The sequence below is a fragment of the Phyllobacterium zundukense genome (assembly GCF_025452195.1).
GTDB classification, from domain to species: Bacteria; Pseudomonadota; Alphaproteobacteria; order Rhizobiales; family Rhizobiaceae; genus Phyllobacterium; species Phyllobacterium zundukense_A.
The window spans coordinates 548657-572360 of the sequence record NZ_CP104972.1 but is presented as its reverse complement, the minus strand read 5'-3'; the positions used below and the strand labels follow the sequence as shown (position 1 = coordinate 572360).

The 23704-nt window shown below is 57.0% G+C and carries 26 protein-coding genes and 3 pseudogenes; 16 read left to right on the top strand and 13 right to left on the bottom strand.

Features of this window, described 5'->3' with window-relative positions:
- Positions 1–8: 8 nt before the first annotated feature.
- From N8E88_RS10305 to N8E88_RS10285, 5 genes are all read left to right on the top strand, one after another.
- Positions 9–491, top strand: a complete 483-nt coding sequence (locus N8E88_RS10305; protein WP_262291667.1) for a cupredoxin domain-containing protein — start codon at positions 9–11, stop codon at positions 489–491.
- Between the two features lie 36 nt (positions 492–527).
- The gene (locus N8E88_RS10300) at positions 528–812 is read left to right on the top strand and encodes a copper-binding protein (RefSeq protein WP_262291666.1); all 285 of its coding nucleotides are present in this window, start codon (positions 528–530) and stop codon (positions 810–812) included.
- Between the two features lie 432 nt (positions 813–1244).
- The gene (locus N8E88_RS10295; RefSeq protein ID WP_262291665.1) at positions 1245–2789 is read left to right on the top strand and encodes a hypothetical protein; all 1545 of its coding nucleotides are present in this window, start codon (positions 1245–1247) and stop codon (positions 2787–2789) included.
- A 13-nt stretch (positions 2790–2802) separates the two neighbouring features.
- Positions 2803–2994: a hypothetical protein gene (locus tag N8E88_RS10290; protein ID WP_262291664.1), complete on the top strand. Its 192-nt coding sequence runs from the start codon at positions 2803–2805 to the stop codon at positions 2992–2994.
- A gap of 158 nt (positions 2995–3152) precedes the next feature.
- Positions 3153–3473 (top strand): hypothetical protein, encoded by a 321-nt coding sequence (locus N8E88_RS10285; protein WP_262291663.1) that lies wholly within the window; start codon positions 3153–3155, stop codon positions 3471–3473.
- A gap of 244 nt (positions 3474–3717) precedes the next feature.
- Here N8E88_RS10285 and N8E88_RS31790 read toward each other — a convergent pair whose 3' ends face one another.
- From N8E88_RS31790 to N8E88_RS10265, 5 genes are all read right to left on the bottom strand, one after another.
- A complete protein-coding gene (locus N8E88_RS31790; protein WP_410010594.1) occupies positions 3718–3801 on the bottom strand; it encodes a hypothetical protein in 84 nt (27 codons plus the stop codon).
- Between the two features lie 546 nt (positions 3802–4347).
- Complete coding sequence (locus tag N8E88_RS10280; RefSeq protein WP_262291662.1) at positions 4348–4602, bottom strand: hypothetical protein; 255 nt, start codon at positions 4600–4602, stop codon at positions 4348–4350.
- A gap of 1 nt (position 4603) precedes the next feature.
- Positions 4604–4846 carry a hypothetical protein gene (locus tag N8E88_RS10275; protein WP_262291661.1) on the bottom strand — a complete coding sequence of 81 codons (243 nt, stop codon included), beginning with the start codon at positions 4844–4846 and terminating at the stop codon, positions 4604–4606.
- A 70-nt stretch (positions 4847–4916) separates the two neighbouring features.
- Positions 4917–5237, bottom strand: a complete 321-nt coding sequence (locus N8E88_RS10270) for a hypothetical protein (protein ID WP_262291660.1) — start codon at positions 5235–5237, stop codon at positions 4917–4919.
- A gap of 279 nt (positions 5238–5516) precedes the next feature.
- A complete protein-coding gene (locus N8E88_RS10265; protein WP_262291659.1) occupies positions 5517–7634 on the bottom strand; it encodes a putative bifunctional diguanylate cyclase/phosphodiesterase in 2118 nt (705 codons plus the stop codon).
- A gap of 856 nt (positions 7635–8490) precedes the next feature.
- On the opposite strand from N8E88_RS10265, the gene N8E88_RS10255 reads away from it, so the two are divergent.
- A complete protein-coding gene (locus N8E88_RS10255; RefSeq protein WP_262291658.1) occupies positions 8491–8652 on the top strand; it encodes a hypothetical protein in 162 nt (53 codons plus the stop codon).
- Positions 8653–8743: 91 nt separating this feature from the next.
- Positions 8744–8974, top strand: coding sequence for a DUF1127 domain-containing protein (locus tag N8E88_RS10250; protein ID WP_262291657.1), 231 nt, complete (start codon positions 8744–8746; stop codon positions 8972–8974).
- 117 nt (positions 8975–9091) lie between these two features.
- Here the strand turns inward: N8E88_RS10250 and N8E88_RS10245 are convergent, their stop codons facing one another.
- Positions 9092–10069 carry a L,D-transpeptidase family protein gene (locus N8E88_RS10245; protein WP_262291656.1) on the bottom strand — a complete coding sequence of 326 codons (978 nt, stop codon included), beginning with the start codon at positions 10067–10069 and terminating at the stop codon, positions 9092–9094.
- Between the two features lie 427 nt (positions 10070–10496).
- Between N8E88_RS10245 and N8E88_RS10240 the strand changes: the two genes are divergently transcribed.
- The gene (locus N8E88_RS10240; RefSeq protein WP_262291655.1) at positions 10497–11165 is read left to right on the top strand and encodes a DUF2161 domain-containing phosphodiesterase; all 669 of its coding nucleotides are present in this window, start codon (positions 10497–10499) and stop codon (positions 11163–11165) included.
- Between the two features lie 1057 nt (positions 11166–12222).
- Complete coding sequence (locus tag N8E88_RS10235) at positions 12223–13305, top strand: transporter substrate-binding domain-containing protein (protein ID WP_262291654.1); 1083 nt, start codon at positions 12223–12225, stop codon at positions 13303–13305.
- On the opposite strand, the pseudogene N8E88_RS10230 reads toward N8E88_RS10235, so the two are convergent.
- A pseudogene (locus N8E88_RS10230) lies at positions 13297–13437 on the bottom strand (transposase domain-containing protein); the annotation flags it as partial. The gene N8E88_RS10235 and the pseudogene N8E88_RS10230 overlap by 9 nt on opposite strands.
- Before the next feature lie 484 nt (positions 13438–13921).
- Here N8E88_RS10230 and N8E88_RS10225 point away from each other — a divergent pair.
- The 3 genes from N8E88_RS10225 to N8E88_RS10215 all read left to right on the top strand — a co-directional run bounded on the left by N8E88_RS10225 (position 13922) and on the right by N8E88_RS10215 (position 15960).
- Positions 13922–14281 (top strand): hypothetical protein, encoded by a 360-nt coding sequence (locus tag N8E88_RS10225; RefSeq protein WP_262291653.1) that lies wholly within the window; start codon positions 13922–13924, stop codon positions 14279–14281.
- A 48-nt stretch (positions 14282–14329) separates the two neighbouring features.
- A complete protein-coding gene (locus N8E88_RS10220) occupies positions 14330–14749 on the top strand; it encodes a hypothetical protein (protein ID WP_262291652.1) in 420 nt (139 codons plus the stop codon).
- A 197-nt stretch (positions 14750–14946) separates the two neighbouring features.
- Positions 14947–15960, top strand: coding sequence for a 2-dehydropantoate 2-reductase (locus N8E88_RS10215; protein ID WP_262291651.1), 1014 nt, complete (start codon positions 14947–14949; stop codon positions 15958–15960).
- Positions 15961–16566: 606 nt separating this feature from the next.
- Here the strand turns inward: N8E88_RS10215 and N8E88_RS10210 are convergent.
- Together N8E88_RS10210 and N8E88_RS10205 are read right to left on the bottom strand one after the other, a co-directional pair.
- Positions 16567–16766: pseudogene (locus tag N8E88_RS10210) on the bottom strand (hypothetical protein); the annotation flags it as partial.
- A 52-nt stretch (positions 16767–16818) separates the two neighbouring features.
- Positions 16819–17610 carry an AraC family transcriptional regulator gene (locus tag N8E88_RS10205; protein WP_262291650.1) on the bottom strand — a complete coding sequence of 264 codons (792 nt, stop codon included), beginning with the start codon at positions 17608–17610 and terminating at the stop codon, positions 16819–16821.
- Between the two features lie 188 nt (positions 17611–17798).
- Here N8E88_RS10205 and N8E88_RS10200 point away from each other — a divergent pair, with 188 nt between their 5' ends.
- A complete protein-coding gene (locus tag N8E88_RS10200) occupies positions 17799–18155 on the top strand; it encodes a cupin domain-containing protein (protein ID WP_262291649.1) in 357 nt (118 codons plus the stop codon).
- Between the two features lie 460 nt (positions 18156–18615).
- Here the strand turns inward: N8E88_RS10200 and N8E88_RS10195 are convergent, their stop codons facing one another.
- The 4 genes and pseudogenes from N8E88_RS10195 to N8E88_RS10180 form a co-directional block, all read right to left on the bottom strand.
- Positions 18616–18981 carry a VOC family protein gene (locus tag N8E88_RS10195; protein WP_262291648.1) on the bottom strand — a complete coding sequence of 122 codons (366 nt, stop codon included), beginning with the start codon at positions 18979–18981 and terminating at the stop codon, positions 18616–18618.
- A 195-nt stretch (positions 18982–19176) separates the two neighbouring features.
- Positions 19177–19434 (bottom strand): annotated as a pseudogene (locus tag N8E88_RS31785) (zinc-binding dehydrogenase); the annotation flags it as partial.
- Between the two features lie 102 nt (positions 19435–19536).
- Positions 19537–19794, bottom strand: coding sequence for a hypothetical protein (locus N8E88_RS10185; RefSeq protein WP_262291646.1), 258 nt, complete (start codon positions 19792–19794; stop codon positions 19537–19539).
- Positions 19795–19879: 85 nt separating this feature from the next.
- Positions 19880–20632, bottom strand: coding sequence for a DUF899 domain-containing protein (locus N8E88_RS10180; RefSeq protein WP_262291645.1), 753 nt, complete (start codon positions 20630–20632; stop codon positions 19880–19882).
- 367 nt (positions 20633–20999) lie between these two features.
- Here N8E88_RS10180 and N8E88_RS10175 point away from each other — a divergent pair, with 367 nt between their 5' ends.
- From N8E88_RS10175 to N8E88_RS10165, 3 genes are all read left to right on the top strand, one after another.
- Positions 21000–22220 carry a helix-turn-helix domain-containing protein gene (locus tag N8E88_RS10175; RefSeq protein ID WP_262291644.1) on the top strand — a complete coding sequence of 407 codons (1221 nt, stop codon included), beginning with the start codon at positions 21000–21002 and terminating at the stop codon, positions 22218–22220.
- Positions 22221–22256: 36 nt separating this feature from the next.
- Positions 22257–22889: a Vgb family protein gene (locus tag N8E88_RS10170; RefSeq protein ID WP_262291643.1), complete on the top strand. Its 633-nt coding sequence runs from the start codon at positions 22257–22259 to the stop codon at positions 22887–22889.
- 406 nt (positions 22890–23295) lie between these two features.
- Positions 23296–23688, top strand: a complete 393-nt coding sequence (locus N8E88_RS10165; protein ID WP_262291642.1) for a VOC family protein — start codon at positions 23296–23298, stop codon at positions 23686–23688.
- The last annotated feature ends 16 nt before the right edge of the window (positions 23689–23704 follow it).

Sequence of the window (23704 nt, the reverse complement as noted above, 5' to 3'; positions counted from 1 at the left end):
CATGAAGCATGAAAACTGAATTGAAATTCGTACTAGCCCTAATGACGGCAGTTGTCGTCACGCCCGCATTCGCTGCCGGCAATCATGCCGGAGGCCATGATGTCATGGAGATCGGCAAACCTGGCACCAAGGCCGCGGTAAAACGTACCGTCACCATCTCGATGAAGGAGAAGGACGACGGCTCGATGGTCTTTGAGCCGGCGGTCTTGAAGGTTAAAAAGGGAGAAACCATCCGCCTCAAATTCAACAACACGGGTGAGACGGACCATGAGTTCGTCATGGACCGCCACGAAGGCATCCAGGAGCATAAGGCGCTTATGCAGAAATTTCCGGAAATGGAACATGCCGACCCCAACTCCATCCGCCTTGCCGCGGGGGGCAACGGCGAAATCATCTGGACTTTCGCCAAGGCTGGAGAATTCGGCTTCGCTTGCCTGATTCCCGGGCACTACGAAGCCGGCATGAAGGGTGACATCACCGTCGCTCCATAACATTCCCAAAATCAACCATCGATAGAGGAAACCGATATGAAATCCATGATCAAGACCGTATTGATCGCACTTGCCGCAGCTGCAATTTCGACTGTTTCATTGGCTGCCGAATTCACCAAGGGCGAGGTGAAGAAAATTGATCTCAAGCAGAAGAAGATTACCATCAAGCATGAGGAGCTCAAAAGTTTGGACATGCCTGCAATGACGATGGTGTTCGTTGTCAGCGACGATGCGCTGCTTGCCAAGGCCAAACAGGACCAGGCGATCGAATTCGTCGCCGAGAAGGTCAACGGCAAGCTCACGGTAACTGAGATTAAGTAATTCCCGGCAACCGATTGTTATCAGCGGCTCCGAGGAAATGCTGACTCCAGTCACCTTCAACTGCAAGACGCCAGCGGTCGCGCACAGCCGCTGGCGCTATTTTTTGGAAAGATCGAATTTACTATATCCTTGTCGATCTCGATTTTGAACCGAAACATCACCAGTAGGTGTTTCGTGCCACAAAGCCTGATCTCAAGGGCGGGTCCGGCGGACAGACGCTCGGCAACGCCCTTCTTCAAAAATCTAGCCTGGAGGCCCGGTGTACCCGATCGCATTCGGCCCACCGTTCATGTCCCTAAGCTTGATTACACAGCTTCGCGGGCGCAGCCAGATGCCCGGCGGCTCAGGCGCAACCCAGGTGACAATGCGGCATACGCCAATCGCCAGCTCGTTCAATCTTTGATAAAAGCCCGGGAGGAAGCAGGGGATACCGTGGCTGGCCTTGCGAGTTCGACGGCCGCCAAGGAAAAACAGGGCGGTGAAAACAAAGCCTCCGACGATGATGCAGGAACAAAGTCCACCTCCGGCGATGGAATGGCCGGACAGCGCGAAGCTGCAGGCAATGCGCAAATGGCAGGTAGCAGCAAAGTCGACCGCCGCGGCGACGCGCGCAATAGTGAACTGGAGGCCGGGATGGGGTCATCCAAGGGCCTGGCGACGGACAGCGGCGGCAGTGCTGGCAAAAATGGCGGGCAGACCACGCGTGCCAGTGTCGACGATACCATACCCGTGCAGAACGCTTTGGAAGCGAAGCTCGAAACCGAACAGGCCACGCTGCAATGGCTGGCGCAAATTCCCCACGATCCGGTCAGGTTCCTGCGGTTGCGAATTGCGGCAGAGCACAAGCAGCGCCAGGACAAAGGAATGGCCATTCAGTCGAAGGATTCCCTATGGTGTTTGGTTGCAATGGCACGCATCATCCTGTTGGCGGTACCGTTCTGTCTGGCAGGAACAATGGCGCACGCTCAGGATCAACCCCAGTTCGCCGGACGCATCTGGGTGGATGTCGACCAAAGGAACCGACTGCCCTTCGTGCAGGAGATGATCCTGCTGCGGCTGCGAGGCACCTATACGAGGCCGGTCGCACTCGTCAAAACCGAGCAACCTGCGCTCCCTGGTTTTCGCTGGATGCTCATTGGCAAGGATGAGTGGTCCGAGGCCGTCGAAAACAGCCCGCAAGTGCGTGGCTTCGAGCAGGTCATCGCCGTCTTTGCCCAGCGCAGCGGCAATCTCGTCATTCCGCCATTCATCCAGAACCTGACTTTTATCGACCGGGGTGGCGCCCGGATAACGACGGTCATTCAATCCGAACCTGTGACCATTCAGGTCGCACCGGAATTGACGGATGCCAGTTCGTGGTGGCTTGCTGCCCGCAGTATCACAGCAAAGGAGGACTGGAGCCACGATCCCGATGGCATCGACATCGGCCAATCGGCCAAAAGGTCTATCACCATAAGCGGAGTGGGTGTAACCGACGACCAGCTGCCACCTCGCCCGGAAATCAAGATACCGGGATTGATTGTTGTTCCGGCGACACCGGTGCGAAAAACTGAAATCGGCCTGGGCAAACCGCTGAAACAAATGGACCTCAAAAAAACCAGGCCCTTACAGGATTGTCGAGGGGAGGGAAGGTCCGATTTCATCAGTGACCTATTCATGGACAATCCGCCCGGTTACTGGCGACCCGGCAACAGTGCCGGCTATCGAAATCCCCTGGTACAATACGGACCTAAATTCTATGCAGCACATCGTAATTTCCGGACGCACCGTTGCACTAAAGGATACCGGTCCAACACTTGCAGACATGGAACAGTCGCTTGGGATCGTCGAGCGATCCGGCAAGCCTGGGATGGATTCCATCGATCGTGCTTTGATTGCAATTGCCTTTGTTGCCGCTTTGATCGTGACCTTACTTTTGTGTTCGCAGCAATTTCGCGCGCAAATCGCGAAAATTGCCCGACGCTGGCGCGCCTATAGGACCGGGCTTCGGATGAAGCGCGCTGCAAACGATGGCGATGCCGTACTGGTCTGGCAGTTGCAGCGGCAGTCGCAGGTCGGCGGACATTCGCGGTCTGCAATTGAACATCTGGAGTCCATGGTGTTCGGCAAACAGCAAGCTGACAAGTCCTCGCTTGCCGGCATTGTCAAGCACCTGATCGACAAAAAGCTTGCCATTCATTGAGGCGTCTTTGCCAATTGACGAACATGTCGGGCGTTTTAATCTCGACCTAGCAGTCGATATTCGGGGGCAAATATGCGGAAATAGCAACCAAGTGCACTTGGCACCAGCTGATGCTTATCGGCTTTTTCAAAAACGTTTATCCATAAGATGGAGTAAGCATGGCAGCTAAACCGGGGATTCTGACTGCGCTGATCAAACAAGCAAACGGCGTGTCGGACCTCACGAGGGAAGAGAAACAGGCTCTTCTTCAAGATGCCGCAACGCTGATCAGTGCTTACAGCGAGCTGATCGCCTTTATAGGTTCTTCGCAGAAGGATGCCGAGACCGACATCGCCTTTGAACTAGAGCAGTTTGCCGAACATATCGATTTCAAATACGTCGACGAAACAAGGGAAATCATGCTGAAGGCCGCTGATACAATCAGGATTCTACGTCTCATGCTTGGCATCAAACAAGAGAGCGTTGATGGCACCTCTTAAAGTTGTCTTTCAGGATGTTTCATCTGCCCTTGAAGGACGGTGACTTTTGCAGTCTGTACCATTCGCGGTTCAAGAGCTCCCAATTGAAAGCGGGCTATACCGGCCAGCTTGCTGCTGCGGAGAATCCAGCAAGATCAGTCGGAAGGCCGCTGAGCTTAAAGTAAAACTTGAAGGGTGCCTCTAGTGGCATTTTCAACCGACTGTGCGTTGATCTGAAACGACGAGATGCACATCTGGATACCGACTAGCCACAGACGGCTCGCATAACGATACCACGACCGTCGATTTCCAACGTCAGCCGGTCGTTCCGGAAATCTTGCGTAACCATATCTCCCGGGGAATTCGGCGTATCGTAACCGCGCCCGTGATTGACTTCGCCTCACTTTCCGTCACGCCTGACCTGCCAACGAGTGTTTGCGCTGCAATTGGATTGCAGCGATCTGCGGAACGACTGTTATTGGTCGTATTGTTGTCGGCGGCGCAGGTGGCAAGACCGCGAGAAAAGAAGAAGGCCGTTATCGTTCAGAGGGCGCTGCTTGGACATTTGGCCATATTGGACCGAAAGGCAGCCAAATCAAGCCCATAGCCCGGGAAAACTGACGCGGAGCATCGTGACTGACCTCTAGGCCCGTTCCGACGAAACAATTTTACAGGGCCACACATGTTCCGCAAAAGGCTTGCCCGGCGCGCCTTCAATGGCCAGCGAGAAGCGGGATTGAATAGTCGTAACAATACGAGCGTCGGTGAATCTGCCTCGGCATCAGCCAGGCGCTGGTGAAGCACAGCTTCTTCAACGTGCCGGGTCATTTTGACCGCGCTAATTTTGACGAGGTTGTGAATGTTTGCTTCCCACGTCATGTTGATCGCTCGACGGCTACTCCAGTTCCGGGACATCGCCAGATCGAAACAGAATCGTCGGCGGACCGTACTCTCCCGCGTCAGGCTGTGCATCACGAACCCACGCCACGACGCCAGCGCATTTTACCGAGAGATAGCGCGCCATTCGCGTGGCCTCTTCCGGGGTATCGAACTGCATCGGATCGTAAGCAGGCACAAGTTGCCCGTTGCCCGCTCGGCTGAATGCCACAACAACGATAAGGCGTGCGGGATGCGTTTTGGCGTCAGCCAATTCACACATCCTTTTTCTTCATTAGTTTCGATAATTGGGTTGCTATCGCGAGCGCGATATCATCACGCCGCGCCAAGGATAGATCGTCGGCAATTGCGATTATGGCGGACAGTATTTCGTCCCTGTGCCAGCCCATATCCGATGCTTGGCCGATCAGTTCTATCAGCTTGTCCTCAATCGCCAACTGGCATGCATCAAAGCGCTCGGGATGATTTCTGGAACAGTGCGGTCTCGGAATTGGCATGATCCCTTTCTCCTCAAAGGATATCTATTTTATCCAGCACCGCCTCTGCAGCGTATCAGCCGGCTTGCCCCTATTCAGGGATCTCTGGTGGAAACGCAATGGGTGCAAGACCCTGCATGGCACGCAGCTTGTTCGCAGTCGTGACGGACAGGTTGGTCCACACGTCGGCTATCGTCTCGGCCGCCTCGATAAGGTCATTGTCAATGTCGTGCTGTTCCATTTCTTCGATAATGCGATCAAAGGCCTGGGCGCCTTGCTCGACCACGCGGTAGAGCCTGGCTGCCTGCGCAGCGCTCAAATCAGCGATCTCAAGCGTTTGTGTAACATCGTCCGCGATTTGCCTGGCGAACTCCGCTTGCTCCTGCAGCGTTGAAATCCAATCGATGGCCATGATCTCTCCCAAAGCAAATTCGCAGAGCCTATGGTCGCCGTCAATCTGGGGCGATTCGAAAGATCAAGGTCGGTTAAACCCGGATGAACCCGGGACCGGAGGAATGGTTCGACGGGCTGTCCTCGTGAGCGCTATCACGCTTTGTGGGACCGACAAGGACATTTTAGAACCACCGTCCATGAAGCGAAACAGTCCCGCCATCTGATGGTTGCAGCTCAGTGACGTAGCAGGTCCGCTATCGTCGCAGCCGTTTCCGCCATTCCCTTCACACGATCAGACTCATGGGCTCTCAGCGCTTTTGTCGTGCGCGGTTGGAAAAAGCGGATCAAGTGAACCAGAGACGCGCAGCAGGCGTTCGATACCCACCGGGGACATGGGGCGGGACAGGAGAAAGCCTTGGAGATCATCGCAGCCGATCTGGCGGAGAAAGTCACTTTGCTCGATTGTTTCCACGCCTTCGGCTGTCGTGCGAAGCCCTTTTGCGTGGGCAAGATGAACAATGGCTTTGACAATATCTTCGTCATTGGCCGAGCGGCCGAAGCCCTGAACAAAGCTTCGATCAATCTTGATGCGATCGACTTCAAGCTGCTGCAGTCGTCCCAGTGACGAAAAGCCCGTTCCAAAATCATCAAGCGCGATGGTCACACCCAATGCACGAAGCGCCCTGATGTTGTATTCGCAATGTCCGGCGCTGTCGATAAGCGTACTTTCCGTAATCTCCAGCTCGAGCCGGCGAGGATCCATTCCGATTGCCAATAGCAGTTTCGCAACTTTCATGGCATAGGCCGGATTTCTCAATTCGACTGCCGACACATTGACTGCGAGGGTCTGGATCGGCCATGACCTCGATTCCGAGCAAGCCTGCTGCAGGACGCGTTCGCCCAACGCTTCGATCAGGCCTGCTTCTTCGGCTATGGGTATGAACACGTCAGGCGAAATCCAGCCGCGTTCGGGATGTTGCCAACGCAGGAGAGCTTCAACCCCGGTGATACGCTGTTCCTTGGCCGAATAAAGCGGTTGATACTCAACCTTTATCTGGGTTTGCGACTGCACGGCCTGACGCAACTCGCGTTCCAGGGTACGGCGCTGCTGCAACATGGCGTCCATCTCTTTGCCAAACACCGCAAACCGGCTTCGACCGGCGGTCTTTGCGTGATAGAGCGCTATGTCGGCTTTTCTGACAAGCTCGCCGCCGCCAGTGCCGTCTAGTGGCGCGGTGGCGACGCCTATGCTTACGCCGATGAAGATATGATTTCCATCGATATCGAATGGATACCGGACAACGGTGATTATTTGCTCGCAAAGCGCTTCGAGCGCCGAAAGTGGTCCGAAGTTGGGAACAATGATCGTGAATTCATCGCCGCCGACCCGGGCCATGAAAGTCTTGTGGTCGATGATGTCTTTCAGGCGCATGGTGAACTGCCGGATGAGTTCATCACCCACCGGGTGTCCGAGTGTGTCGTTGACCTGCTTGAATCTATCGAGATCAAGATACAGCACCGCCACCGAGGCATTGCTGATGGTTGACAGTGCCTCATCGAGCTTATCGTTGAAATGGGCCCGGTTGGGCAGACCTGTCATGGAATCATGCAGTGCGAGAAAGTTCATCCGCTCTTCGCTGTTGCGCAGCTTGGCGGATCTCCGGCGCAGCACCGCCAGGAGGATCGCCATGATGCCCAACATCAACAGCACAATGCCGACAAATGCCGGGCCAATTTGCGTCATGACCGTGGAGCCGGGGCGATACGGCTGCCAGATGAAATATCCGATGGTGTTCCCGGTGGTCGAGCGAAGTGGATAATGATACTCGCCGGCTTGCAATGTGTCTTGTGAGGCGTACCGCAGGCCAGCAAAAAGATAGTCCCGCGCAAGGTCTTCTATGAAACTCCTGTCCAGATAACGAACGGAAACGTGCAGGTAGGTTTCCTCAACCGTCTGTAAAATGTTGCCGCTGTCAGAGACAATCGGCTTGACGCTGACGATTGCCGGCCGGTTATCCAATGTCAAAATCTCCGAGGCGCCGGCGCTTAACACCCGGTCGCCATAACCGTTGGCATCGGGATGCCGCAAGGATTGCCTGAGCTTTGATGCCAGCGGCGCAACGCTAGGCTCGACGCTGTCATACACAGCGCGATCGATCTGCTTGCCATCAGCAAAGGCGTACAGAACATTGTCTTTTCCGTCGAGAAGATAGACCACATCATGACCAAAATACGTGGTCATCCAGCCGCCAAGATTGTTGTTCAGCCACTCCGCACTGTCGGGGCTCTTGACTTGGCGGATCGCATCATCCCAGACGGTGGCGCTTTCCTGGTCATGAGCGACCGAGAACTGCGCCTGCGATAGTACCAAGGCGAGCAGCCGTTCCTGCCGCTCAACAGCAATCTGATCAGTCATGCGACTTGACCATGCGAGCAACGCGAAAATTGCAAGGCAAACAGCCATGGCAATGGCAAAAATTGGCAAAGTCGCCCTGAATAGCAATCTTGGTGATGTGGGGGCAATATCAGTCATTAAAGAGGACTCGCATTTCGGCCGTTAAAAATCAAAGTCTTTAGTCGAAAAGAGGCGGAGACGATAGCCAGGGCGCGTTTGGCAACTACGCTACCTACCCGAGGGGACTCTAGCGCAAATGCTTTAACAATTTGACTGAAATATGTGTTTCCAATCTATCTCGGGAATTGCGGGTCCAAAGGGCGTCATTTCGAGCGATCGCTCATTCTGCTCGACTTGAAAATGATGGAAGAGTGCAAGACCATTTCGATCATTCGATTGTCCCTAGATGGGTTTTGCGCTTCTCTTCGCAATTGCATGAGCGGTTCAACAAGCGTCCGGGCGATCGACAGCCTTGGCGACACGGCCGAGTTCTTCTTCAGCCAGCACCACCACCAGGTCGAGTAAGTATCTCAACAACCGCATTAAACAGGATCATGGAAGGATCAAATACCGCATCCGACCGATGCTCGGGTTGGCGGCTGCTCGTGGATTCGTCAACGTTCGCCCGCTGAATACGACGTGTAAGGTGTATCGGGCTTGACCAGCTCTTTGGTGCAACGCCTTGTTCGGCAGCGTCATTTCGAACCAGGTAGCGGCTGGATGCTTAGGGTGGACCAAGCAAGGCGTAAGTGTCATCTGAAATAGTGTTGCTCTTTTGCAACGAAATCCTGCGCCACGTCTGCAAGCGAAATTGCATGCTTGTTTATCAGCCAATGTCGTGTACCGTGACGCCACTCGCAATCAACCCAGAGGAGGCGTGAATGACACCTATTCTCATGTTTACGCGCCTCTGTGGTGGAACGGCCGTGTTGGCTTCGATGCGATGTGCATCTCGACCAAGCCGACATTGGCATCAGGGCTTCTAGGCCCCGAAATTCTGCCGTTTGGCATTTCCCATTTCCCTGACGTGACTGGCTGACGGAGCGACTGTTCGCATTTCCGCGTCCGCATCCGCGCGTCTTTTTACCTTCGAGAGGACCGGCTGCCTCGTTGCACCGGACAGGAAAATCATGCGCGAAGCACAAGCGTTCGTTGTTGATACTCTTGCGGCAACAGTTGATGAACTGTGCCAAAAATTCGGCGTCTGGAACACCGCCTATGCGTTGATTCTGGCTATCTGGCGGCGCCATCAAACGAAGAACCACATCTCCCACCTGTCACATCACATGCTTCGCGATATCGGCCTTGCCGATAGCGCGCAAGCGCCCAGTTTTCCCCTTTGGATTACCCGGCCTTGGTGAGCGGCCGTGGTTGAGAGAAGGAGGGAGTGAGAGGGGGACACTGACGCCCTTCGCTCCGTTTTTCCGATTGCCTCAAGACGTTCGATCACCAATCCCGATCGACGGCGAGGAATACCTTTAGTTGACGAACCGGACAACGACGCCCGGCTTCACCATTCCAGCTAGCTCCTCTGCGTCCCAGTTCGTCAGACGAACGCAGCCATGCGACCCGACTTTGTTGACAAGCTCGGGATCAGGCGTTCCATGAATGCCGTAGGTTGGCTCGGTCAGATCGATCCAGACAGTTCCGACCGGTCCATTGGGGCCTTTGGGCAAAGTGAGGACCTTGTCGTTCTTGCCTTGCTTAAAGTTGACCTTTGGATTGTACCTAAAGACGGGCATCCGCGCGACGCCCTTTACCTTGTGCGTTCCCCCGGGAGAAGGATTGTCCTCGCTGCCAACTGTCGCGGGATATGCCGCTAAAATGTCATCGCGATGATCGTAAGCCGTGACCTGCCCGGCCGTCTTGTCGGCTTCGATGCGGGCCACCTTTCCCTGGCGCGGGGGACCCGGTCGCGCTACCTGGACCGTCTCGCCAGGGACGAAATCCGATCCTGGATTAAGCGCAGTCAGCAGGTCGATATGCATGTGGAACCGCTCTGAAAGCCCTTCGGCGACGCTGGTATAACCCAAGCCGGGCATCTTCGCCTTTTCACCGTAGTCTGCGGGAATATGATCCACGAGGCCTTTCGCGTCGTCCGCCGTGACCGTGTAGGTGCCGATAATCGGGCCACCCGTCTCCAGCCTGCTGATGACATCGGGGTCGATTGTGCCGTCCTGGGGCATCTCCATCATCTTTTCGAAACTGACCACCGCCTTGGTAACATTGTTTCCATAAATGCCGTCGATCACGCCTGGCGATGCGCCCGCGCGGTCGAGGAGAACCTGAAGGCGGACGATCGCAGGGTCGGGATCCGCTGATGGTTTGGAAGAGCGCTCCGCCGGGATTGTGGACAGGGATGCAGCATTGATCGCGTCGGGTTTGACCTCTGCGGCTTCAGCGACGATGACGGAAACGATCAGGAAGATCGTGGACATTCCAACAAAAGTCTTCATGTCAACTCAAATGGAGTTGCCATGAAGATGTTCCGACATAATCGTTCTTCTGTGTGCGCGTGTGATCAAGTACGCTTTTCTGTGCGGCCTTTGATTGCAACATTTCGACAGACCGCTGATCGGTGCGGTGATCCGCGGACTGGAGATCCACAGCGCCTCCCGAGGCAGGGTTATCTATTTCGCAGATCACGCAGGTTTTCCCTATGGCAGATAGGGCAGGGAGCAACTTCTTTCGATCATACGGCAAATCGATCAGCGTTCTTGAAACCTTTGATCCTTCAGCCAACCTTATTGCCTCCAGCGCGAACACATTTCACAACCAGCAGCGGCGACTTGCCTGAGAGCGACGCCATCGGAGATGAATTGAAATTGTCTGGTGTGGTCGGTGTAGCTAAGGTGCAACGATTCTCCGATTTAATCAGCACATATGGAAACTTCGCTCTATCTGCCGGTAAAAAGCTTTCTTGAAAAGGCAGGTTACGTCGCCAAAGGCGAGGTTGGCGGCTGCGATCTTGTCGGCCTCAGTAATGACGATCCGTCTGTTGTCGTGGTCGGCGAGCTAAAATTGAGTTTCAATCTGGAGCTCATTTTGCAGGCGGTCGACCGGGCGAACATTTCAGACGAGATCTGGATCGCTGCCAGGATATCGTCCAAGGGCAGAGGTCGTGAAGCCGACAAACGCTACCGCAACCTCTGCCGCAGGCTGGGCGTTGGCATGCTGGGCATTTCAGATGCCGGCGAGGTCAGCGTCATCGTTGCTTCGGTATCACCAATGCCGCGGACCGATCCAAAACGGCGTTCCAAACTAATGCGCGAACACCAGAAACGGCGCGGGGATCCGGCGCTTGGTGGTAGTAGCCGCACGCCGATCATGACGGCATATCGACAGCAGGCACTCGCCTGCGCGGCAACGCTGACGGCAGGACCGCTGCGCGTGCGTGATGTTAGAACCGACATACCGGACGTGGGCAAGATATTGCTTTCGAATGTTTATGGCTGGTTTGAGCGCCTTGATAGGGGCGTCTATGCGTTGACAGAAGCTGGCCGCATCGCGCTGCAGCGTTGGCCGCAGTCCGATGTGCAGGGAAAGTTGTAGCCACGGCGCCGCGGCGTCAGCCGAAGTCAGCGCCGACAAGCAGGAGCGCATGGCTCCTGCCAAGCCGGGAGCTCGCCCCTTTTGAGACCGCCCGATTACACATGCTTTGCACAAAAAAGGGCCGAACAAAAAAACCCGGCTTCAATTGTGAAGGTAAACCTTCAGAGAAAACAGGCAGCGCGGATAAATGGGAGGAGAACCGCGCCGACTGACTTCGATACGGGCCTGGCGGCTATCCATGACAATACAGTCATCGACGCAGTCTGGTCCGGACCCTGCCGTCGTCACAGAGGAAGAACATCGCGGCAAGCGCATCCTTGGCATTGTCGAACGTTTTGACTGTGCTGGTTAAAATCACGTCTGGGATGATAGGCGTACTTTTGCATCGGGGTTGAACATCACGATGCTCCTGGAATCAACATGTCAGGCTTTATTGCTGCGCTAGTAAATGTTTCTGATGAAGGGGACGCCATCACCACCTTGGGCGTCGCTCCTCGCTTTATTCAGCAAGCTTTCGCGCCTTCTTCGTGAAAGATTTTTAATGAGCCTGAGCGCTGTCCGAGATATCCGAAATCGCCCGCAACTCGGGCAGACAAATTCAGCAAAGTCTCCATCGCTCGGGAGAGCCTTAACCGGCTCGTCTGAAACAGGGCAAGTAACGATCGTCATTGATGGCCCCTCGAAGGCTTTAGACACAGCAGCAGTCTATCATACTGGAGGGCGACCGCTGGGCTGAATACAAGCCAATGCGATCTGACAGTGGCATTCCTTCAGGACTAAAGGTCTAAGAGACTCTTTTGCCGGATACGAAACGTTCGTCGACGTAACCGAGAGGTTGCCAAGGTTCATAGATCAAATCTACAATGCCAAACGGCTTCATTCTGCTCTTGGCGGCCATTTGATCGCCCGAGGAATTGAAAACCAACGTGCCCGGCAGGCGCTTGAAACGCCATCTGGTCGAGCCCCGATGGACACTTCATATCGGGGTCAGTTCTCACTGGAAAATCAACAGGCTGACGCGGCGAAGGACGTGAGACGCTGCAAGCAGGAGTTTTTCATGTCAAAGAATGCTCTCTCCCTGGGCATGTTATGCATCCTTCTGTCCGTGGGCAATCCATTTGCGCAAGAGATGCCTCAAGCCAAACAACCGGTCAGGGTTGGGCTCTATGTGAGCCCGCCATTTGTCATCCAGGAGAAGGACCAATTCACAGGAATGGCAGTCGAGCTTTGGGAGTCGCTTGCAAGGGCGCAAGGCCTTCAGACCGACTACATATCGTTCCCGACGGTCCGCGCCCTGCTCGATGCCACTGCGAACAGCGACGTCGATGTTGCCGTCACCAATCTCACCATTACGCAAGACCGGGCACAGCGGATGGACTTCACCTATCCGTGGTTCGACGCTGGACTGAGGATCATGGTCAACGAACGCCAGGGCACGGGGTTTCTGGAGGTTGTCACAGGATTGAGAGACTCAGGGTTCCTTCGCGCCTATGCATGGATTGCCTTTGTCGTCGCCGCGGCGACAGGACTGCTGACCCTCTTGGACCGAAGGTTTGCCCCCGACTTTCCACGCCGGTGGCGTGACGGCATAGCAGAAAGCTTCTTCTCGGTCATGTCGATTGCTGCTGGCAAACCAACCGGCCGAAAGAATGTTTTTGGGTGGGTTGGGCGGATCTGGCAGGGTTTGTGGCTCGTATGCGGGATTGCCGTGCTGGCGTTTGTTACGTCCTCCGTGGCGACAGTAATGACCACGCTCTCGCTGACCAATCAAATCAACAGCCTTTCCGATCTTCCTGGCAAGGCTGTCGGGGTTTTCACCGGGAGTGTGTCGGAGGATTTTGCCCGCAACTCCGGGCTGGAGTTGCATTCATTCCCGGACATTGATGCTGCCGTGGCAGCTTTGCTCGACGGTGGTATCACAGCGATCATCGGCGATGCCCCGGTGCTGGAATATTATGCCCACAGACACCCTGAACAAAGGGTCGATGTCATCGGCGGCGTCTTCGAGCCGGACAAATACGGCTTCGGGCTTCCTCTCAACAGTTCCTCTACAAGGCGGCTGACCGTTGAACTCATAGGCGCTCATGAGCGCGGTCTCGTGGAGGAGCTGCACGCCAAATACTTTGGCGAGTCACCCTAGAAAGGGTAGCTGGAGCTCATCGATCCTGTCGATCGGGTGATCGGCGATGCGGGTGAGGACGTCACGGAGCCATGCTTCGGGGTCACGATCCCCGAGCTTTGCTGTTTCAATGAGCGAGAAGATGGCCGCCGCGCTGGGAGCGGGGCAGCTTTTTTGAACGCACCGTGGAGCTGCAGAACACTCTTTGCCAGGTCCACACCAATCATTGTATCGTTCATTTTGCCGCTTTCTCCGCTTTGTAGGTTCACGCACCACAATATTGGCATATTGCGATGCCGCCAGGGGAGGGTGGCAACCATCCCATCTCGTCTGGAGCCGACATTCGAAACACGCCTCGAGGCGCTCCTTCATGTCGACTTTTGCGCCCGCAAACGGACGTGTGGCCACCAGATGGGGAAACGGCTGTATGCGCCAGTCGCAGGCACCCCATCATCATGTCGTTGAACTGTCCAACAAGCATCCAAGTACCCAAGCTGATCACAATATCCACGTGGGTGATGAACCAGAACCATAAGACTACATGCATAAACCAATGTATAATATAGTGAACAACTTGGTCCTCCTAAGTTACAAAAACCTTCCAAGCGGTAGGCTTTTGTAACTTAGGAGTGAAATCATGAAAAGATCAGCAACTATCTTGGCGATAGCAGCTTTGGGCGCAATGATGGCCGCCGGCTCGGTAACTGAATCGATGGCGCGCGGCGGTGACCATGATGGCGGTGGCCGTAGCGGGGACCACGGTGGTATCGGCCGTGGTTTGGGCGGCGGCGATCATAGTTTCGGCGGCAGGGACCATGGCTCCCGAGAGGGCGGGATCTTCGGAACCGGTGGCGTCTTCGGTGCCCGCGCGGTTGCGGTGAGCCATGATCGCTTTGGCGACCGCAGGGATCACCTTAGGGATTTCAACCGTGACGATAATTACGGATCCTGCGAATATCCGCACTTTGGCAATTCTCCTACCAGATACTGTGAGTAGTTGATGCACTTCGAAGCCCCGCTCCCGGCAGAATCCGGGGGCGGATGGATGACGGATGGAAACAGCGTGGATTGCGTGCAGTCCACATCCATGTCGAATGGCGATAATCGCCAGGAAATGGGCAGGAAAATGTGCTTTTACAAATCATCGATACCCATTTTGGCGGCGGCTGTGTTTGTCGCAGCCACTGGACCCGTATTTGCCACCGTCAAGAACCAGGCGGAATCTACTGAAGTCGGAAACAGAAAGTTCGAACAGGCTGCCATGATGGAGGCTCGTGCCTCTATATGCGGCACCGATGAAGCCAGCGATACAGCCATGAGAGCTGGCATGCGGGAAACAGGATTGCCCGAAGATACTGCAGTAGAGATCGTGTCTGATCTTGCGTCCGGTATTATTGATAAGGCGCAGGAGTCCGGATCGAAAAAGATATGCGGAAAAGCCAAAGTGCAACTTTCTGGTTTTTAGTCTGCATTCGATGCGGCGAAACGATTTATTTTGCAGCGCTTTGGCGCGTCATCGACGACCCGGATTGTGTCACGATTGACGGCAGTCAGACCAATCGGATGGCGATCGTTCAATGGGATACGGAGAGCCGATGGTTCTGTCGCATGCAATAGCCAAAGCCACGCACGAGCTGTCAAAGACGACTGTGAGAAAGACCAATGGACGCCATGACGAAATCCGACCGTTTAAAAATATGCATCTACGGCGCTGGCGCTGTGGGCGGGACTATGGGTGTACTTCTGGCCCTTGCCGGGGCTGAAGTCAGCGTCATCGCGCATGATGCGACACTGGCGGCAATCAAACATGACGGCCTTCAATTGACGAAAGACGGCAAGACTCACCGTGTTCAAGTACGGGTCACTGCTGACCCCGCTGAACTGGCGCCGCAAGATTATGTGATAATATCCGTAAAAGCGCCCTCGCTTGCGGATGTGGCGTCACATATAGCGCCTCTATTGAGTCCTGGCACCGGGGTTATCACCGCCATGAACGGCGTCCCTTGGTGGTTTTTCGTCGGCGGCAATGGGGTACTCAGCAACACACGGCTGGCTGCCGTGGATCCACATGGGATTGTCGAAAAGTCTATACCCTTGGCCCAGACGGTCGGCTGTGTTGTCTACATGGCTTGCTCGCTCGATGCGCCGGGGAAAGTCCGGCACTATAGTGGAAATAAGCTCGTTATAGGCTATGCCGACAACAAGTCCGTGTCCGGGCTTTCAGACATTAATGACATGTTCAATTCTGCTGGTTTCTCAAGTCGGGTTACAACCACTATCCGGCATGATATCTGGCATAAGCTGTGGGGGAACCTCAGCATAAACCCGATCAGCATGCTTACGGGTGAGACGAGCGACATTATTATCAATGATCCTCTGCTATACGAGCTCTGCCTGCGGATGATGCGTGAAGCCGAGGTGCTTGGTGATGCCATTGGTATCCCGATGGACGCTTCGACGACTGAAGTGATCGGAAGAGCCAGGACATTGGGTGCTTTCAAGACTTCGATGTTACAGGATACAGAAGCCGGAAAACCCGTTGAGCTGGACGCCCTGCTGACGGTAGCGCATGATATCGGCAAGATCCTTGATCTGCCGACACCGTTTATCGACAGCGTGCTAGGCTTGGCGCGATTGCGCGCCCGCAAGCTCGGACTTCTGGACACGGCCGCATAATTCGGTTTCTGATATCGACATGATGCATCCGCTTGCTAGCCGGGAGGGCAAGGCATTGCCTGGGCTATCTTATCCACGGAGCCACGGCGTCGTTCAAATCCTGGCGGGCTGTTGTTTTCGCGACAGGCGGCGATGGACCTTGAGTGCATTCGGCTCGACCCAATTGCGTTGGACAAGCCGTCTTTCTGACATGCCAGACCGCGGTGCCGGTCATGTCGATCGGCAACTGACCTCACTCCGTGCCCATGAAACCGCCGTTGCGTACGGTCATACGCCAGCGCGGGGCCACCAGGTCACCACCGAAGAAGCCGAATCCATGAGTCCGTTTGTTCGACGTGATTTGAACACAGCCGCCTATCATGAGGGAATTCCAATGTTTCGGTGAGACAAGCCTGCCGAACGCGGCAATCTGCGAACGAGGAACACAAGGAGCAGCGGTTTCTCGGGCTCGATTTGAGAAATCTCTCGCTCACCTGATGACGATCCCATGCAACTGGCTTGCCTGACAGTTTGCCGCGTGTGCTTCCGCCGAGAACTTATATACGCAGACGCTCTGCCGAATACCGACCACTATTTCCCGGGCTGAGTTGCAAATGCTGAAACGGGCTAGGGACATCCTCCATCAGGGCATGTGCAGGCGGCGAGAACCTTGAACTGCTCTTTGAGAGCAAGTACACGGGCCGGGGGCAAAACAGGCCTTGCTGCTTGCGCATATGAACCAGTTCAATCCCTGCCAGGGTGATGTTGGCCGAAGCTTCTGACTTGAACCGGATGCGTCTTTTGACACGACGGTGATCCTCATCAATGCCTTTTCAGCTATTGCCCGAGCGGATGGCAATGCGCCTTGTATCCCGGGATCTATCGGGCCTTCGCCAAGAGGCGCTGCCAGTGTCCAGGCGAGATGCCATAATTCGTTTTGAAGCGCCGCGTCATATGCGCCTGGTCACTGAAACCGGCCACAAGAGCGGCGTCCGCCAGACTGAGCCCCGACGCAATCCCGGCGCGGGCCCGATCGAGGCGGCGCATCATCAGGTATCGGTGTGGACTTGTCCCATAAGCCTTGCGAAACTGGCGCGCCAGCGAGAAGCGATCCTGCCCGGTAATCCCTTCAAGCTCGGCCGAAGCGACCGTTCGGTCGAGATTGGCATCAAGATAGGCGCGAGCTCGATCGAGGGCTCTGGCGTCTATCAATGTACTTACGGATCCCCGAATAGACGTATTGTTGGCCAACAGGCCGTCGGCCAGAAGGACCGCAATCTCATCCAGTGCGGTCGGCTCAAGCACGCGGTCCATATCGGCGCATGCGGCATGGATTGCATGCAAAAGCCTTGGGTCCTCAAAGACTGCGTTCTTCACGAATGGAAGCGTTGTCGCCCGCGCCCCGAGCGCGTCGCGCACGATGGATGGCTCGATATAGATCATCCGATAGTGGAAGCCGTCATTTGTACCTGCTTCACCATTGTGAATCTCGTCGGGATGCAACACGATGACCTGGCCCGGCATGCTATCGGAGCGCGCGCCGCGGTAATCAAAACTCTGTACGCCGTGAATTGTGTAACCGATCGAATAGGTGTCGTGCCGATGCGGAGCATAGGCCTCGCCGGAAAAGAAGGCTTCAATACGGCCAATTCCGTGTTGCCACGGTGCCATTTGCACCCAATCCTGCGCGCACAAACGTTCAAGACCGGGGGTGATATCCTGTGCTGTCTTGCCACAAGATTTTAGCGCGCGTGAGATTGGTCTTCCTCCAAGCTGTCGTGATGAAACCTACATCGCACTCAGGCCAGTTGGAAGACTGGTCATCTTAAATGTCTTTTATCAAAGGCAGGAGACCCGATATGAAAACAGTAAACCTCTCCGAAAAGCTGGGGCAATTCTCAAGCCATTGGGACCCTCATGTGATCGCCGATTACAACGAGAATGACGTGATGGTGGTGAAGTTCATCGGAGAATATCCGTTCCACAAGCATGATACGACGGATGACTTCTTCTTTGTACTTGAAGGTGAGATGGAGATGGACATCAAGGGAGAGCCCTCTCGAACCGTCAAGGCTGGCGAATTGTTCATTGTGCCCAAGGGCGTCGTTCATCGGCCACGCGCTGAAAAAGAGGTCAAGGTACTCTTGATCGAACCCAAGGGTGAACCCAACTCCGGCGACTCCGACCAAGAACCCGCCCCGAAGCGGCGCATCTGATGTGAGACTGCGGTGAAGGAAGGTATTGAACCCCGGGAGGATCACGCCGCCTATATATCCAACTGGCTGAAGTAATGGCGAGCTCGCCATGAGGCGAGTAATCCCCAGCAGAGCATAATATGCAGGAGTATTTGCGGATGTCGCACTCCACTTGATCGTAAGAATGCGGCCATTCACGCCCAGAGACAGGTAACTTCTCTGGGGTTCACGCGCAAGGTTTAGGTTTGCACAGCGAAGGTACGTTCGGCTCTGGTTGTCGCAATGGTGTCCGCAGTCGATCGCGAAGCTCGCCGTTCAGTTCAGCCGTGCGAGCCTGCATGAGCACGTGAGCGGACCAGCGGGAAGGGGGAAGTCCCTCAGGATAGATAGCTTCGAGATCTGCCGGCGGTGACGCAAAGCGACATGACCAGGAGCAGACGGATCAAAACCAACAGCCCGCCGCCATCACTTTACGTCAGGCTCAATGCTTTTTGAACTCGAACAGCTCGATGACGTTGCCCGATGGGTCTTCAAGCAAGATGGCGCGGCCGGCACCGCTGTCGCTGATTTCGCCCCGGAATCTCGCATCAGCCCGGCGCAACCGCTCAATGAGGACATCGACCTCGCTCGTTACGATCATAAATCGGTTCCATCCGCCCGGCTTCGGATCGCCGCCCGCCTGACCTCCGCTTCCCGCACCTGGGGCGCTGAGATACAGCGTCAAGTCGTCGCGCAGCAGCGCGGCGAACTTGCCCGGATTGTGCTTGTCGACCTTGAAATCGAGATTGTCTCGATAGAACGCGACCGCCTTGTTGACGTCGGCAACGATGTATCGGACAGATGCCATCCAACTTCCTCCTTATGTCGCGTAAAGACAACGGTCAACGCGCGCAAAGGTTTCCTGCCGGCGGAGGCGAACGCAGAAGCGGGCTGATGCCGCATGGACAGCGAGGGTGGGCAATTTGTCCGCATCGGCAAAGACGCTCTGCGGATCGATGGAAGACCAAAGCTGACCGTGGACGTCTTTATCGACGATTACGGCCAACAGCAGCTTGCCGGTTGTGGCGCGGCTTTCCATGTCTATATGCGCCCGCGCGGCTTCAGCAAGTGCATGGACGCCATCGATCTTCACCTTCAGCGAACCGTCCCCGACCAGTCGAAAAGCTGCTGCGTACGAGCGCGGCAAAGCTCCGGGCTGCGGATGTGGTCGAAAAAGGGTCGCATAGCCGGTCTTGATGCTTCTAGGCAGCTTCATGATGTCCAATGGACCGGGCCCACCAAGCACCGGCCCGTACCAGCAGACCTCCTTTAAATGGTGATCAACGTCTCCATTCTGGCACATCGATGCCGTCGGGGGCGTCAACCCCATCACAACCGTTAAAATTGGGCGGCGCGGCTGGACCTATCGGACCTGCCGGCCGGAGATCACCCTTAGCCAGGGCGCCAGATGGAAGGCGCTCATCAGGAGATACATCGCCGCCATGCCAGTGAGTGGCGAGGAGCCCATGCACAGCATGGCCGCATCGCCAGCCTGAAGCCAGGAGAGCAGTGCCATCACGGCGAAGGTGGGTGCGGCGGCGAGGCATAGCCAGTCGGCGATGCTGAGGGTGACGGTGTTTTCGCAGGGCATGCTGCCGGTTCGAGAATGGATATCGCTCATGGTCTCAATCCCTTGATGTGTTACGCCAGCCAGAACTGATTCCTCGCCCCTGGGGAGTGAGGAGAGGAACCCGAGCTGGATGCCGTTACGGCTCACCCTTATCCCTGAACGCCGCCTCGCCGGCGGCCGACACTTCTTCCCATGTCTTGTCGGCCCCGGCGTCGTAATTGTCGTGCCAGTTCCACCAGGCGTAGAGGGGGGTCTGCGGATAGCCTTCGGGCGAATCCTCCCAGATTTCCTGGCGGCCAAGCGGCGTCGCGTCGAGATAGCTCCAGACGGTGCCCATCGCCTCGTCGCCCCGGCTGTTGATGAAATAGCTGCGGAAGATGCGCTCGCCATCACGGATGAACACATTGTGGCCGTGCCATTCGTCGACGCCGAAGTCTTTGTCGAAACTGTCCGTGATGGTGTACCACGGCATCTGCCAGCCCATCCGCTGCTTCAGCCGCGCAATGTCAGCCTGGGGGGCGCGCGAGGCGTAGGCAAGCGTGGTGTTGCGGGCGTTGAGATGGGCGAGGTGACCGACCTGATCGGCGCCGAGCGAACAGCCGCGGCAGGCATGCTCGGGCCAGCCGAACACGCCGGGCTCGAAGAAGGCGCGGTAGACGATCAGCTGGCGGCGGCCTTCGAACAGATCGAGGAGGCTCGCCTTGCCATTCGGCCCCTCGAACACATAGGTCTTGTCAACTTCCATCCACGGCATGCGCCGACGCTCGGCGGCCAGCGCGTCCTTGGCGCGCAGCGTTGCCTTCTCCTTCACCAACATCTGTTCGCGGGCGGCCTCCCAGTCCTGTCTTGAAACGATGGGCGGGGTCTTCATTGCGGTGTGCTCGGTCATTGGTCGTCTCCTTTGCCGGTCAATTGTTGCTTGCTACGAGCCAGAATAGGGCGGTGAAGCGCAGAGGTGGGAGTTACAAGTGCGACGGGATTTGAAGGACCCGGCCCGCCGCAGCAGGGATGGCGCATCCGCTCGGCGTGCTCGGCGGCGTCGTTCGTCGCGCGGAGAGACAGATCGTCGGCGTGAGGCATGTCAGTTATCCCCTATGAGATGTTTAATATTGACGCCTGAGATGCTCAGGGCTTGTCAATGCGGATATCGGCGTCAACGATAGCCACAGCGTTGATACGGCTTGCTGGTTGACGGCCATGACTTAAGTTAGGGCGGGCAGCTTAGGGGTGGGAGTAACAAGTGTGACGGTATTTGAATGGACTCGCTGATCACCGCGGCGGCACTGGCACTGGCCGTGGGCGATCCGCTCGGCGCCCTCGATCGCGTCGCCCTGCGCGAAGACCCGCCGGCGCTGGCGCTGCGCGGCATTGCGATGGCGCAGCTCGGCGACCTCGATCGTGCCAAGACGCTGCTTAGGCGGGCCGCGCGCGGCTTCGGCCCGAAGGAGGCGGTAGCGCGTGCCAGATGCGTCGTCGCCGAAGCGGAGATCGCGCTGGTCTCGCGTGACCTTGGCTGGCCCGCCAAGTTTTTGGATGCGGCGCGGGCGACGCTGGAAAAGCATGGCGACCGGCTGAACGCCGCGCATGCCGGCCACCTCAAGGTGCGGCGCCTGCTGCTGATCGGCCGTCTGGACGAGGCCGAAGCTGTGCTGGCCGGGCTCGATCCGATGCCGCTGCCGCCGGCTTCGAGAGCCGCGCACGAACTCGCCGTCGCCGGTATCGCTATGCGGCGCCTCAGGACGAAGCCGGCGCGCAGGGCGTTGGAGTGGGCACGTCATGCCGCCCGCCGCGCCGGCATTCCGGGGCTTATCGCCGAGGTCGACAGCGCATTCCTGGCGCTGGACACGCCGGCGGCGTGTCTGATTGCGGGTGGTAAGCAGCGCCCCTTGCTGCTCGAGGAGGTCGAGGCGCTGCAGGCGTCGCCGGCGCTGGTGGTCGATAGCTTCCGCTATGTCATGCGCCAGCAGCAAGCAATCGTGACGCTGGCAACGCGCCCGGTGCTCTTCGCGTTGGCACGCACGCTGGCCGAAGCGTGGCCGGGCGATGTGTCGAGGGGAAGGCTGATCGCCGAAGCCTTCGGCGGCAGGCACGCAGATGAATCGCACCGGGCGCGGCTCAGGGTCGAGATCGGCCGGCTGCGCGCCGAGCTGCGGGGGGTGGCCGACATCGGCGCGACCAGCCAAGGCTTCGCGCTGGCGCCGCGAGAGGCGCGCGAGGTGGTGGTGCTGGCGCGGCCGATCGAGGAACGGCATGCGGCGGTGCTGGCCTTTCTCGCCGATGGCGAATCCTGGGCGAGTTCGGCGCTGGCGCTGGCGCTTGGCACCGGCCAGCGCAGCGTGCAACGGGCTCTGGTGCAGCTTGGCGAGGCCGGCAAGGTGCAGTTTTTCGGGCACGGACGGGCGCGCCGCTGGGTGACGCCGCCGGTAGTGGGATTCACGACCACCTTGTTACTCCCGGCACCGCTACCAAACGGTTAGTAACGGACATCAGACCATCTCAGTGAGGATAGAGACATGAAACAGTCAACAGCCGAAATCCTGGGCGAATACGGACCCTTTCCAGATGTGGAGAGGGTGCATGGGGTGAGCTTTGATGGCAACAATGTCTGGTTTGCCTCGGGTGAGAAGCTAGTCGCCTTCGATCCGGAAAACGGGCAGGCGCAGCGCTCGATCGATGTCGCGGCACATGCCGGCACCGCCTATGACGGCCAGCATTTCTTCCAGCTTGCCCACGGCCGCATCCAGAAGATCGACCCCGACACCGGCCGGGTTCTGGCAACCATCCCGGCACCCGGCGGCGGCGGCGATTCCGGGCTCACCTGGGCCGAAGGGACGCTCTGGGTGGGGCAATACCGCGAGCGCAAGATCCACCAGATCAACCCGGAGACCGGAACAATCCTGCGCACCATCGAATCCAACCGTTTCGTCACCGGGGTGACCTGGGTCGACGGCGAGCTGTGGCACGCCACCTGGGAAGGCGAGCAGAGCGATCTGCGCCGCGTCGATCCGCAATCGGGCAAGGTTCTCGAGAAGCTGGATATGCCGGCCGGCATGGGCGTGTCGGGGCTGGAATCCGATGGCGGCGACCGCCTCTATTGCGGCAGCACGTCGGCCGGGGTGGTGCGGGCGGTGCGCCGGCCGCGGTGAGGCTGCGGCTGATGGCTCGGTCACTTGCGGGCGCTCTTCGTATGTCCGCCGTCGACTGGCCGTCGCGCTTTGTCGAACCTGGATCGGCTGTGCAGCGGGCCGACCGCCCGGACCCGCTTTGCAAAAGACCGCACCATGCCTGATGTTAACGTTTCACCATGCATAACCTGTCAGGGACCGACTTCGGGCTCATCGACGTAGTTGCCGGCGTTCGCCCGCGTAAGATCGAACGGCAGCAATGCGGTGGAAAGCGGAAGTCTGAGAACCCTCGGTGTCCTTTCGTTCGGTCCGCAAATTAAGTAATGTTCCGTCTATATTCTGGAGGTATCATGGTCTCGTGCCGCAACGCTTCGGTCATGGAACAACTCTGAGCGACGTGCGAGGAGAGATCACAGGGAGTGATGGCATGGCTATCGATTTCAACCACACAATACTGTTGGCCCGCAACAGCGAGGCGTCGGCACATTTTTTGGCGAAAATGCTTGGCCTTCCAGCCCCGAGGCGCTGGGGGCCGTTTCAGATGGTCACGACCGAAAACGGTGCGAACCTCGACTACATGGATACCGACGGCGAAATTACGCCGCAGCACTATGCGTTCCTGGTCAGCGAAGCCGAGTTCGACGAGATCTTCGGTCGGATTCGCGAAGGGAGTCTCACGTACTGGGCTGACCCTGGCCGGACGCGTCCGGGCGAGGTCAATCGCCACGACGGCGGCCGCGGCGTTTATTTCGAGGACCCCAACGGTCATCTTCTCGAGATTATTACCCGTCAATACGGCAGCGGCGGATGGAATCCGTGATCGCTCGGTGACTAGC

Bases quoted from the DNA above. Each gene is read 5' to 3' on its own strand.
- N8E88_RS31790 (WP_410010594.1), bottom strand. From the start codon at position 3,801: ATGGTTACGCAAGATTTCCGGAACGACCGGCTGACGTTGGAAATCGAC.
- N8E88_RS10165 (WP_262291642.1), top strand. From the start codon at position 23,296: ATGGCTATCGATTTCAACCACACAATACTGTTGGCCCGCAACAGCGAG.
- N8E88_RS10240 (WP_262291655.1), top strand. From the start codon at position 10,497: ATGGAAACTTCGCTCTATCTGCCGGTAAAAAGCTTTCTTGAAAAGGCA.
- N8E88_RS10265 (WP_262291659.1), bottom strand. From the start codon at position 7,634: ATGACTGATCAGATTGCTGTTGAGCGGCAGGAACGGCTGCTCGCCTTG.
- N8E88_RS10200 (WP_262291649.1), top strand. From the start codon at position 17,799: ATGAAAACAGTAAACCTCTCCGAAAAGCTGGGGCAATTCTCAAGCCAT.
- N8E88_RS10235 (WP_262291654.1), top strand. From the start codon at position 12,223: ATGTCAAAGAATGCTCTCTCCCTGGGCATGTTATGCATCCTTCTGTCC.
- N8E88_RS10195 (WP_262291648.1), bottom strand. From the start codon at position 18,981: ATGGCATCTGTCCGATACATCGTTGCCGACGTCAACAAGGCGGTCGCG.
- N8E88_RS10245 (WP_262291656.1), bottom strand. From the start codon at position 10,069: ATGAAGACTTTTGTTGGAATGTCCACGATCTTCCTGATCGTTTCCGTC.
- N8E88_RS10275 (WP_262291661.1), bottom strand. From the start codon at position 4,846: ATGCCAATTCCGAGACCGCACTGTTCCAGAAATCATCCCGAGCGCTTT.
- N8E88_RS10290 (WP_262291664.1), top strand. From the start codon at position 2,803: ATGAAGCGCGCTGCAAACGATGGCGATGCCGTACTGGTCTGGCAGTTG.
- N8E88_RS10250 (WP_262291657.1), top strand. From the start codon at position 8,744: ATGCGCGAAGCACAAGCGTTCGTTGTTGATACTCTTGCGGCAACAGTT.
- N8E88_RS10175 (WP_262291644.1), top strand. From the start codon at position 21,000: ATGGACTCGCTGATCACCGCGGCGGCACTGGCACTGGCCGTGGGCGAT.
- N8E88_RS10180 (WP_262291645.1), bottom strand. From the start codon at position 20,632: ATGACCGAGCACACCGCAATGAAGACCCCGCCCATCGTTTCAAGACAG.
- N8E88_RS10215 (WP_262291651.1), top strand. From the start codon at position 14,947: ATGGACGCCATGACGAAATCCGACCGTTTAAAAATATGCATCTACGGC.
- N8E88_RS10300 (WP_262291666.1), top strand. From the start codon at position 528: ATGAAATCCATGATCAAGACCGTATTGATCGCACTTGCCGCAGCTGCA.
- N8E88_RS10305 (WP_262291667.1), top strand. From the start codon at position 9: ATGAAAACTGAATTGAAATTCGTACTAGCCCTAATGACGGCAGTTGTC.
- N8E88_RS10170 (WP_262291643.1), top strand. From the start codon at position 22,257: ATGAAACAGTCAACAGCCGAAATCCTGGGCGAATACGGACCCTTTCCA.
- N8E88_RS10220 (WP_262291652.1), top strand. From the start codon at position 14,330: ATGACGGATGGAAACAGCGTGGATTGCGTGCAGTCCACATCCATGTCG.
- N8E88_RS10185 (WP_262291646.1), bottom strand. From the start codon at position 19,794: ATGAGCGATATCCATTCTCGAACCGGCAGCATGCCCTGCGAAAACACC.
- N8E88_RS10270 (WP_262291660.1), bottom strand. From the start codon at position 5,237: ATGGCCATCGATTGGATTTCAACGCTGCAGGAGCAAGCGGAGTTCGCC.
- N8E88_RS10225 (WP_262291653.1), top strand. From the start codon at position 13,922: ATGAAAAGATCAGCAACTATCTTGGCGATAGCAGCTTTGGGCGCAATG.
- N8E88_RS10205 (WP_262291650.1), bottom strand. From the start codon at position 17,610: ATGGCACCGTGGCAACACGGAATTGGCCGTATTGAAGCCTTCTTTTCC.
- N8E88_RS10285 (WP_262291663.1), top strand. From the start codon at position 3,153: ATGGCAGCTAAACCGGGGATTCTGACTGCGCTGATCAAACAAGCAAAC.